Raw genomic sequence first — 8,804 nt, 5'->3', positions numbered from 1 at the left:
CCGGCGCCACATAGATCCCCTCCAGGAAGGCCACGGGGCTGGTGTCGCAGCCGTTCACATAGTCGCGCCGCAACGCGACCTCGGCGAACCCGACCAGCCCCGTCGCCGCCACCGCTACGAACACCCCGTAGTCGGATCGCGCGATCAGGGTCTCCAGTTCCAAGCGATGCCAGGCCGCCGCATGGTCCGGAAACAGGGCGAGCCTGAGCGCGGTCAGAGTGTCGAGGTCGTCGCGATGGGCGGGGCGAGTTTGGATGGCCGCCCCCTCAGTTCGCGCGCTTCCAGGTCTGGGCCTGGCAGATCACCGAGATGCAGCCTTCGACCTTGAGCGTGCCGTCCGGATTGGGCGTCAGCTTGGAGGCGTAGGTCTTGCCCGACTGCGGGTCATAGATCTTGCCGTCGACCCACTTGCCCTGGGCGGACTTGAAGTCGCGGATCAGCTGCAGGCCGACCACCGGGCGCTGGCGCTGGTTGGGGTCGGGGTTGTTGGCGTCGGTCTTGGGCTTGCCCTCGGGGGTGAGCGGGGCCTTCAGCCAGACGATGGTCCCGCAGACCTTGTCGGCGCAGGGGGCGATCTTGACCTTGGCCGAGCCGGAGGGGGTCAGCCATTCGCCCTGGACCGGGTCGGCGGCGTGGGCCGCGCCGGCGAGGCCGAGGGCGACGATCAGGGCGAGGGCGGTGGGTTTCACGTCGAGGCTCCAGGAGGCGGTTGGCCGTTATTGGCGCCCAGTATGGCCGAACCTTGTTCCCCGGTTCTAGCCCGGCAACCTGACAATCGCGCGAAGCCCGCCGAGCGGCGAGCGCGACAGGGTGACGTCGCCGCCGTGGCCGCGCGCCACGTCGCGGGCGATGGCCAGGCCCAGGCCCACCCCCTTCTCGTTCTGGTTCCGGGACTCGTCCAGCCGGTTGAAGGCCTTGAAGGCGTCCTCGTAGCGGTCCTCGGGGATGCCGGGGCCGTCGTCGTCGATGATGATCTCCACCCCGCCGGAGGTGCGCGCATGGGCGGCGACGGCGATATGCTCGCCATGGACGGCGGCGTTCATCACCAGGTTGGAGAGGGCGCGCTTCAGGGCGTTGGGCCGCACCGAGGCGGTCAGCTCCGGATCGGCGGCCACCTCGACGCGGGCGCCGGCCCGCACCGCGCCCTCGCTGACCTCCTCGATCAGGCCGCGCAGGCGGATGGTCTCGACGGCCTCGCCGCCCTCGCCCCGGGCGAAGGCCAGGTACTCGTCGATCATGTGCTCCATCTCGGCCAGGTCGCGCTTCATCTCGGCGTTGCGCTTGCCGGGCTCGGCGAGCGCCAGCTCCAGCTTCAGCCGGGTGAGCGGGGTGCGCAGGTCGTGACTGACCGAGGCGAGCAGGGCGGTGCGCTGGTCGATATGGCGCTGGATGCGCGACTTCATGGCCAGGAACGCGTGGGCGGCCTGGCGGACCTCGCGGGCGCCGTGCGGCTTGAAGGCCGGGGCCTCGATGCCGCGCCCGAAATCCTCCGCCGCCGAGGCCAGCCGCTCGATGGCGCGGACCTGGTTGCGGATGAACAGGATCGAGATGGCGGTCAGGATCAGGGTCGCCACGGTCATCCACAGGACGAAGATATGGCCCTGGGTGGCGATGGCCCGGTCGCGGGGGGCCAGCACCCGCAGGACCCCCTGGGGCACCTTCACCCGGATGTCGACATAGGCGGGGTAGCGGGTGGTGTCGAACCAGAAGGGGGCGTCGAGCCGGGCCAGCAGCGCGCGCTCCATCGAGCGGTCGACGACGGCGAACAGGGCGGGGCGACGGCCGGTCGGCAGGGTGCGGCCCGGCTGCAGGGCGATGGACAGGCTCATGGAGCGCTCGGCCCGGTCGGTCAGCTTGGCGAGCGCGGCCGGGCTTGGATCGTCCTGATAGCTCTCGACGGCCCAGGCCACGTCGCCGGCCAGGCCCTCCGACAGGCGGCTGGTCACGGTCTGCCAGTGGGCGTCGAAGAACACCCATGTGACGGCGATCTGCATCACCGCGACCGGCAGGATGATGATCAGCAAGGAGCGGCCGAACAGGGTGGTCGGCAGGCTGCGCTTGATGATCCTTTGCCAGCGCGCGGAGGAGAGGAGCCTAAGCCGCATCAGTCGGGCGCCAGCAGATAGCCTACGCCGCGCACGGTCTGCAGATAGCGCGGGGCCTTGGGATCGGCCTCGATCTTGCGGCGCAGGCGGGTGACCTGGACGTCGATGGCGCGGCCGGAGGGATCGACCGTCTCCTTGGCCAGCTCCATGCGCTCGACCGGCTCGTGCGGGCTGCGGGCCAGGCGGCGCAGCAGGGCGATCTCGGCCTCGGTCAGCCGCACGGCGGCCCCGTCGCAGGAGAGTTCGCCCCGCTCGGCGTCGAACCGGCAGCGGCCGAGCGAGACGAGCGCGGTGGTCGCGGCCAGGGGGCGGGCCTGGGCGCGGCGCAGGATCGCCTCGATCCGCAGCAACAGTTCCTCCGGCTCGAAGGGCTTGGCCAGATAGTCGTCGGCGCCCAGCCTCAGGCCCTCGATGCGGTCCTCCGCCAGGCCCCGGGCGGTCAGCATCAGGATCGGGGTGCCGCCGGCGGCGCCCTTGCGCTCGCGCAGCCAGCGGGTCAGGGAGAAGCCATCCTCCCCCGGCATCATCACGTCGAACACCGCCAGGTCGAAGTCCAGGGTCTCCATCAGCTTGCGGGCCGCCGCCCCGCCCGGCGCGGCCGAGACCCGGAAGCCGGCCCGGGTCAGATATTCCTTCAAGAGGTCGCGGATGCGGTCGTCGTCGTCGACCACCAGCAGGTGGCGCTCGGCGCTCGTCGTCTCGACCATGGCCATCAGCCGCTCGCTCCGCTCTTGCCGCGCCCGGCGGCGATGGCCGCCAGGATCCTGCGCGTGCCGCTCACCCCGTCCAGGCCGCCGGTCCGATAGGCCCGGGCCAGCTGGCCGCGCAGGCGCTCGGCGATCCGTTCCTCGAAGGCGGCGCCGGCCGGGGTCAGCCGGGCGGCGCGCCGGCGGCCATCCTCCTCGCCCTGGGCCTTCTCCGCCAGCCCCTTGAGCTCAAGGTCGCTGACGATGCGGCTGGCGGCCTGTTTCGACAGGCTGGTCAGGCGCGCCAACTCCTGCACGCCCAGGCCCGGCCGCCGCTTCAACAGGAAGGCGGCGCGCCAGTGGGAGCGGCCCAGCCCCAGGTTCTCGACCTCGAGGCCGGCGTCGACACCGGCCCAGAGCGCAGCCTCGGCCAGCATCATGGCCTCCAGGCCGGCGTCCAGCTCCTCGTCGCGCAGGATGAGCCGCGGATCGGTCTGCGGCGTCATGCGGGGGCTCCATTTTGTTTGACGGCGCGGATCAGGGGGTTTGTAAGGAGGCTTGCTTGAAAGGAGGACTTTTCCCCATGTCTCTCGTTCCCTTCGATGATCGCGATGGTTGGATCTGGCTGGACGGCCAGTTCGTCGCCTGGCGCGAGGCGAAGGTGCACGTACTGACCCATGGCCTCCACTACGCCTCCTCGGTGTTCGAGGGCGAGCGGATGTATGGCGGGGAAATCTACAAGCTGAGGGAGCATACCGAGCGTCTGTTCAAGTCGGCGGAAATCCTCGACTTCGAAATCCCCTTCACGGTGGCCGAGATCGATCAGGCCTGCAAGGACACCTGCGCCAAGAACGGCCTGACCGACGCCTATGTCCGCCCCATCGCGTGGCGCGGCTCGGAGATGATCGGGGTCTCAGCGCAACAGACCAAGATCCACGTGGCCATCGCCGTGTGGGACTGGCCGAGCTATTTCAAGCCGGAAGAGCGGGCCAAGGGCATCCGCATGTGCTGGGCCAAGTACAAGCGCCCGTCGCCGGAAACCGAGCCAGTCCACGCCAAGGCCGCCGGCCTCTACATGATCTGCACCATCTCCAAGCACGCCGCGGAGAAGGACGGGTACACCGACGCCATGATGCTCGACTATCGCGGCTACATCGCGGAATCGACCGGCTCCAACGTGTTCTTCGTCAAGGACGGGGTGCTGCACACCCCGCTGCCCGACTGCTTCCTGAACGGCATCACCCGCCAGTCGGTGATCGCCCTGGCCAAGAGCCAGGGGATCGAGGTGGTCGTGCGCCACATCAAGCCGGAGGAGCTCGCGGACTTCAGCGAATGCTTCGTGGTCGGCACCGCCGCCGAGGTCACCCCGGTGGCCGAGATCGGCGAATACCGCTTCACCCCCGGCGCCCTGTCGCTCGGCCTGATGGACGACTATGCGCGCATGGTTCGCCGGGAGCTGGTGAGCGCCTAAAGCGCGACCTTCGCTTCGAGCTCGCCCAGCCGGCGCCGCGTGATGGCCAGGTCCTCGCTGAACCGCGCGGGGTCTGCGGAGGCCAGCTTGGTGGTGATCACCATGCTCTCCCGATAGAGGTCGAGGGCGCGGACCCGATGGCCGCGATCCTCGCGGGCGTCGGCCAGGCGTTCCAGGGCCAGGGACAGGCCGCGCTTGGCCTCCAGGTCGCCGGCGTCGGCTGCCACCAGCTGGCGCCTCAGGCCCAGCACTTCTTCATAGGCGCCGACCGCGTGGTCCAGGCGGTGCTCGTCATAGGCCATGTCGCCGACATTGGTCAGGGCGTCGGCCAGGGCCGCCTTGTCCCCCAGCCCCCGGGCGTAGGACAGGGCCTCTTCATAGGCCTCGGCGGCGGTGTCGGTCTGGCCCTGGCTGCGGGCGAAGTCGCCGGCGTCCTGCGCCGCCAGCATCCGCTCGTGATCCGTGGCCGCCAAAGACGAAAGCCGCCGGACGAGGACGGCGGCTTGGGGCCAGTTCTCGGCCCGTGTCTCGTGGCGGAGCGCTTGCCGGGCCTCGGCGAACGCCCCCACCGCCTGGGGCGGGGCGGGCGCATGCTGGTGGGGCTCGGGCGCCGGCTCCGGCGCGGCGTGCGCCTCGGCATGGCTGGGAGCGTCAGGCTCGGAGACCAGCGCCGCATGCGGTGCGCCGTGGTCGCCAGCGCTCGGCGCGGAATGGTCAGAGGTGAAGTCGATGACGATCGGCTGGCCGGACTTGTTGGTCTTGCGCTTGCCGCCGCCGCCCGACGGGCCGCTCGGACCCTTGGGCATCAGGGCGGCGATGAAGATCACCAGGCCGAAGCCGGCCGCCGCCGCGGCCACGAACAGGCTCAAGGGCTCGAACGGACCCAGTGGGATGGGGGGGATCCGCCCCTCCAGCCCGCCCGGATGCAGGATGGCGTAGCCGGCGGCGCCCAGCGCCAGACCCAGCAGCATTCCAAATATCCGACCCAGCATGCGAACCCCCCGCCGGCCGCCCCCCGCACGGCGCCCGCATGCAGCGTCCGGGGGGGCTGATCCAGCGTCGAGCAGGCGCAACTGGTGGGGGAACCAAACGGGGCGTGGCGCGCGCTTCTTAGGCGAAGCGTGCGCCTGGCGCCTCTAAATCAGCCAGCTGGTGGGTCGCGGATAGGCATCGCCCCGCGACAGATGCACCAGGCCGACGATGCAGCGGACCGCGAACCAGACGCCGATCGCCGCGCAGATGAAGCCGCCCAGCATCACCACGGGGATGCCGACCAGGACCAGGGACAGGGGAATGCCCACCACGACCAGGGCCACCCCGATCACGCACCAGGCGATGGCCAGCCAGAAGCTGCGGATCTGGAAGGTGTAGTGGCTGCGCATCGCCGGCCCCGCCGTCTCGCGGTTGGCGTAGGCGACCACCAGGCCGATCAGGAAGGTGATCCCGTTGGTGAAGCCGAGCAGGTACAGCACATAGACCACGATCGGCAGGGTGCGGTCTTCGGACAAGACGGCGGCGGATTGGGGGGCGGCGTGGTCGCTCATGTTCGGGTCCATAGGGAACGCCGTGATTGGCGCCTGGGCTATAATCTGGCCCCGATCGGCCGTTTCGCCACTTTAATTCGTGTTCATCTGGTTCAAGCCCCTGCCTAAGCTCGGTCCATCCACGGCAACACCGCCGCCGCCAGGATGGTCACGAACAAGAGCCGTGCGGCCAGCGCCACGCCGAGCGTCCAGGCGCCGGCCATGGCGGCGAACAGCAGGAGCGCCGCAGCCCCGGTCCCCATCAGCACCATGACCCAGACCACGGGCTCTGCGTTGCGGGGGCGTGCGGTCCTGAGCTTGGCGCCCGGCGCGGCGTGGCCGGCGGCTTCGGCGACGGCTTCGAGGAACGGGGCGAAGCTGTCGGTATGGTCCTGGGGGCGCAGGCCTCCGGCATAGGTGTTGGCCGGGATCGCCATGCGGCGCAGGCCGAAGCCGAGGATCGCCCCGTCGCGGGTGACCTTCAGGGTCTTCAGCCTGGCCAGGGGAAAGCGGCGGGACTGGCCGCCGCGCCGCTCAATGATCTCCGCGCCCTCCAGCGTCCAGACCGTCTCAGCCTGGAGGGGCGAGAGCCTGGCGCTGTGGGTGGGGGTCACCCGCGGACGACCGTGATCTCGACCCCGGCGGCCGAGGCGTGGGGGGCGAGGGCCAGGGGCTTCTCGACCCGCACCCGGGCGCGCATCACCCGGGGATCCGCCAGGCAGGCCCTGGCGAGGCGTTCGGCGAAGGCCTCGACCAGGCCGATATGGCCCTCTGCGGCGATGGCCCGGGCGGCGTCGCCGACCATCTCGTAATTGACTGTGTCGGCCAGGCGCTCGACCCCGGCGGCCGGGACGTCGAGCTCGACATCGACGATCAGCGGTTGGGCGCGGCCCTTTTCGTGGGCGTAGACGCCGATCTCGGCCTCGACCTTCAGGCCGGTGACGAAGATCTTGGTCATGACGATGCGACCGGCGGCGGCCGGGGTGTCGTGGGGTTCGGCAGGCGTCTCCTGGGGCAGGGCCAAGCGCTTTTCCTTCAGCTCAGATGCTGACCGGCGTCGACAGCGATCATCTGTCCTGTCACCGAACGGGCGTCAATCAGATAGGCCAGCGCCTGGCCGATCTCCACCGGGTCGGCGGAATGACCGAGCAGGGTGGCGGCGGCCTCGGCGGCGAAATCGGCGTCGGTCTGGTGGATGGATTGCAGGACCGGGCCGGGGGCTATGCCATTGACCCGGATGCGTGGGGCCAGAGCCCGGGCCAGCATGCGGGTGGCGTCCCACAGCGCGCTCTTGGACAGCGCATAGCTGAAGAACTCCGGCCTAGGGTCCAGCACCCGCTGGTCCAGCAGATTGACGATCAGGCCGTCGCGGCCCGGGGGCAGCCTGCGGGCGAAGGCCTGGGCCAGCACCATGGGGGCGCGGAGATTGGTCTCCAGGTGCGTGTCCCAGGAATGGCGGTTCATGGTGGCGAAGGCGTCCTCCTCGAAGATCGAGGCGGAATTGACCAGCAGGGTCACGGGCCCGAGCTCGCTCTCCACGTCGCCGATCAGGGGCGCGGTCTCGGCCTCGCGGCGCAGGTCGCAGACATGGATGGAGACGCGGCGGCCCAGGCTGCGGATCTCTGCAGCGGTCCGCTCGGCGTCGTCGTCGACGGCGCGGCAGTGCAGGGCGACGTCAAAGCCGGCCTCGGCGCAGGCGCGTGACAGAGCGCGGCCGATGCGGCGCGTGCCGCCGGTGACCAGCGCCGCGCCGCGATCCTTGGCGACCATGGGGGAAACCCCCGTCCGACCTTAGTCCAGGCGACCGAAGTCGAAGTAGTTCAGCGCCAGGATGACCGCGAAGAACGGCAGGATGATGAAGAGCGGGTTCATGGGGGTCTCCGGCGCGGGGTTGTCCGGGCTTTAGCGGCCCCGCCCTTTCGGAGCAAGCGGGCTTGTGGACGCGGCGCAGCAAAGGCCAGTGTGAAAAGAAAACGCCCAGAGGAAGCCCCATGCCGCTCAGCCCGATCCCGCCGCAGGCCTTCGAGAGGATCGCGCTCGGCATCGACCGGCCCGAGGACGTGGTGGTGGGCGCCGACGGTCGCGTGTTCGCCTCCGACCACCAGTGCGCGGTGGCCGAGATCTTCCCGGACGGATCGTTCAAGCGGCTGGGCCCGGCGGGCGGCGCGCCCAACGGGATCAACATGGACCGCCAGGGCCGGGTGCTGATCGCCAATTTCGGCATCTATGACCGCCAGGAGGGGCCGCTGCAGCGGTTCGATCCAGCCACGGGCCTGCACGAGACCCTGGTGGCCGAGGTCGGCGGCCGGCGGCTGACCAGCGCCAACTATCCGGTCATGGACCGGGCCGGCAACATCTGGTGCGCCAACTCCACCCATGCCGAGACCTGGCCCCAGGCGCTGGACGGCCGCACCGACGGCTTCATCTTCGTCCTGCGGCCGGACGGCTCCACCGAGATCGTCGCCGAGGGGCTGAAGTTCCCCAATGGGCTGGCGCTGTCGGCCGAGGACGATGTGCTGTTCTGCGCCCAGACCTCGGGCGCCGACGTGATGGCCTTCCCGATCCTGGCCGGCGGGCGGCTGGGCAAGGGTGAGCGCTATGGCCCGGTGCTGGGCGCCCTGCAGATCCCCGGCCAGCCCGCGCCGGCCCATGAGGACCTGGGCTATACCGACGGGGTGGGCATGGACGCCGAGGGCAATCTCTGGGTCTGCCTGCCGGGCGCCGACAAGGTGGTGGCGATCACGCCGGCGCTGGAGGTGATCACGGTGATCCACGACCCCACGGGCCAGATCGTCAATCACCCGACCAATGTCACCTGGGGCGGGGCGGATATGAAGGACCTCTATATCGGCTCGATCCGGGCCGATTATGTGCTCAAGACCCGTTGCCCGGTGGCCGGCCAACCCCACATCCACCAGCGAAAGTAAGGCTGGGCGCCAACGAGTTTGAGGCTCAGGCCGTTTGGGGGCTTCCCCAGTTAACGGCGATCACTAAAATGCTTGTTTGAAGCCTGGCGGGA

11 protein-coding genes are annotated in these 8,804 nt (G+C 70.1%); 2 read left to right on the top strand and 9 right to left on the bottom strand.

The window, feature by feature from the left end:
* Nucleotides 1-266: 266 nt before the first annotated feature.
* The 4 genes from Q7P21_RS05830 to Q7P21_RS05815 form a co-directional block, all read right to left on the bottom strand.
* Nucleotides 267-689 carry a DUF2147 domain-containing protein gene (locus Q7P21_RS05830; protein ID WP_304164828.1) on the bottom strand — a complete coding sequence of 141 codons (423 nt, stop codon included), beginning with the start codon at nt 687-689 and terminating at the stop codon, nt 267-269.
* A gap of 66 nt (nt 690-755) precedes the next feature.
* Nucleotides 756-2,105, bottom strand: coding sequence for an ATP-binding protein (locus Q7P21_RS05825; RefSeq protein WP_304164831.1), 1,350 nt, complete (start codon nt 2,103-2,105; stop codon nt 756-758).
* Nucleotides 2,105-2,818 carry a response regulator gene (locus Q7P21_RS05820; RefSeq protein WP_304164833.1) on the bottom strand — a complete coding sequence of 238 codons (714 nt, stop codon included), beginning with the start codon at nt 2,816-2,818 and terminating at the stop codon, nt 2,105-2,107. The genes Q7P21_RS05825 and Q7P21_RS05820 overlap by 1 nt, the downstream gene beginning before the upstream one ends.
* A complete protein-coding gene (locus Q7P21_RS05815) occupies nt 2,818-3,297 on the bottom strand; it encodes a MarR family winged helix-turn-helix transcriptional regulator (protein ID WP_304164835.1) in 480 nt (159 codons plus the stop codon). Before Q7P21_RS05815 ends, Q7P21_RS05820 begins: the two co-directional genes overlap by 1 nt.
* 77 nt (nt 3,298-3,374) lie before the next feature.
* Here Q7P21_RS05815 and Q7P21_RS05810 point away from each other — a divergent pair, with 77 nt between their 5' ends.
* Nucleotides 3,375-4,262 carry a branched-chain amino acid aminotransferase gene (locus Q7P21_RS05810; RefSeq protein WP_304164838.1) on the top strand — a complete coding sequence of 296 codons (888 nt, stop codon included), beginning with the start codon at nt 3,375-3,377 and terminating at the stop codon, nt 4,260-4,262.
* Here Q7P21_RS05810 and Q7P21_RS05805 read toward each other — a convergent pair.
* From Q7P21_RS05805 to Q7P21_RS05785, 5 genes are all read right to left on the bottom strand, one after another.
* Nucleotides 4,259-5,233, bottom strand: a complete 975-nt coding sequence (locus Q7P21_RS05805; protein ID WP_304176170.1) for a tetratricopeptide repeat protein — start codon at nt 5,231-5,233, stop codon at nt 4,259-4,261. The genes Q7P21_RS05810 and Q7P21_RS05805 overlap by 4 nt on opposite strands.
* A 165-nt stretch (nt 5,234-5,398) precedes the next feature.
* On the bottom strand, nt 5,399-5,806 hold the full coding sequence (locus Q7P21_RS05800; RefSeq protein WP_304164842.1) for a hypothetical protein: 408 nt from the start codon (nt 5,804-5,806) through the stop codon (nt 5,399-5,401).
* Nucleotides 5,807-5,910: 104 nt separating this feature from the next.
* A complete protein-coding gene (locus tag Q7P21_RS05795) occupies nt 5,911-6,399 on the bottom strand; it encodes a hypothetical protein (RefSeq protein WP_304164845.1) in 489 nt (162 codons plus the stop codon).
* The gene (gene folB / locus Q7P21_RS05790) at nt 6,396-6,743 is read right to left on the bottom strand and encodes a dihydroneopterin aldolase (protein WP_304164865.1); all 348 of its coding nucleotides are present in this window, start codon (nt 6,741-6,743) and stop codon (nt 6,396-6,398) included. Before folB ends, Q7P21_RS05795 begins: the two co-directional genes overlap by 4 nt.
* A 77-nt stretch (nt 6,744-6,820) precedes the next feature.
* A complete protein-coding gene (locus Q7P21_RS05785) occupies nt 6,821-7,555 on the bottom strand; it encodes an SDR family oxidoreductase (protein ID WP_304164848.1) in 735 nt (244 codons plus the stop codon).
* Nucleotides 7,556-7,776: 221 nt separating this feature from the next.
* On the opposite strand from Q7P21_RS05785, the gene Q7P21_RS05780 reads away from it, so the two are divergent.
* A complete protein-coding gene (locus Q7P21_RS05780; RefSeq protein ID WP_304164851.1) occupies nt 7,777-8,712 on the top strand; it encodes an SMP-30/gluconolactonase/LRE family protein in 936 nt (311 codons plus the stop codon).
* The last annotated feature ends 92 nt before the right edge of the window (nt 8,713-8,804 follow it).

Source organism: Phenylobacterium aquaticum (assembly GCF_947378715.1).
GTDB classification, from domain to species: domain Bacteria; phylum Pseudomonadota; class Alphaproteobacteria; order Caulobacterales; family Caulobacteraceae; genus Phenylobacterium; species Phenylobacterium aquaticum_A.
This window is presented reverse-complemented; position numbering and strand designations above follow the sequence as displayed.

What these genes read in the sequence shown, in the direction of transcription:
- Q7P21_RS05805 (WP_304176170.1), bottom strand. Translation starts at nt 5,233, where the DNA reads ATGCTGCTGGGTCTGGCGCTGGGCGCCGCCGGCTACGCCATCCTGCAT.
- Q7P21_RS05800 (WP_304164842.1), bottom strand. Translation starts at nt 5,806, where the DNA reads ATGAGCGACCACGCCGCCCCCCAATCCGCCGCCGTCTTGTCCGAAGAC.
- folB (WP_304164865.1), bottom strand. Translation starts at nt 6,743, where the DNA reads ATGACCAAGATCTTCGTCACCGGCCTGAAGGTCGAGGCCGAGATCGGC.
- Q7P21_RS05810 (WP_304164838.1), top strand. Translation starts at nt 3,375, where the DNA reads ATGTCTCTCGTTCCCTTCGATGATCGCGATGGTTGGATCTGGCTGGAC.
- Q7P21_RS05780 (WP_304164851.1), top strand. Translation starts at nt 7,777, where the DNA reads ATGCCGCTCAGCCCGATCCCGCCGCAGGCCTTCGAGAGGATCGCGCTC.
- Q7P21_RS05825 (WP_304164831.1), bottom strand. Translation starts at nt 2,105, where the DNA reads ATGCGGCTTAGGCTCCTCTCCTCCGCGCGCTGGCAAAGGATCATCAAG.
- Q7P21_RS05820 (WP_304164833.1), bottom strand. Translation starts at nt 2,818, where the DNA reads ATGGCCATGGTCGAGACGACGAGCGCCGAGCGCCACCTGCTGGTGGTC.
- Q7P21_RS05785 (WP_304164848.1), bottom strand. Translation starts at nt 7,555, where the DNA reads ATGGTCGCCAAGGATCGCGGCGCGGCGCTGGTCACCGGCGGCACGCGC.
- Q7P21_RS05815 (WP_304164835.1), bottom strand. Translation starts at nt 3,297, where the DNA reads ATGACGCCGCAGACCGATCCGCGGCTCATCCTGCGCGACGAGGAGCTG.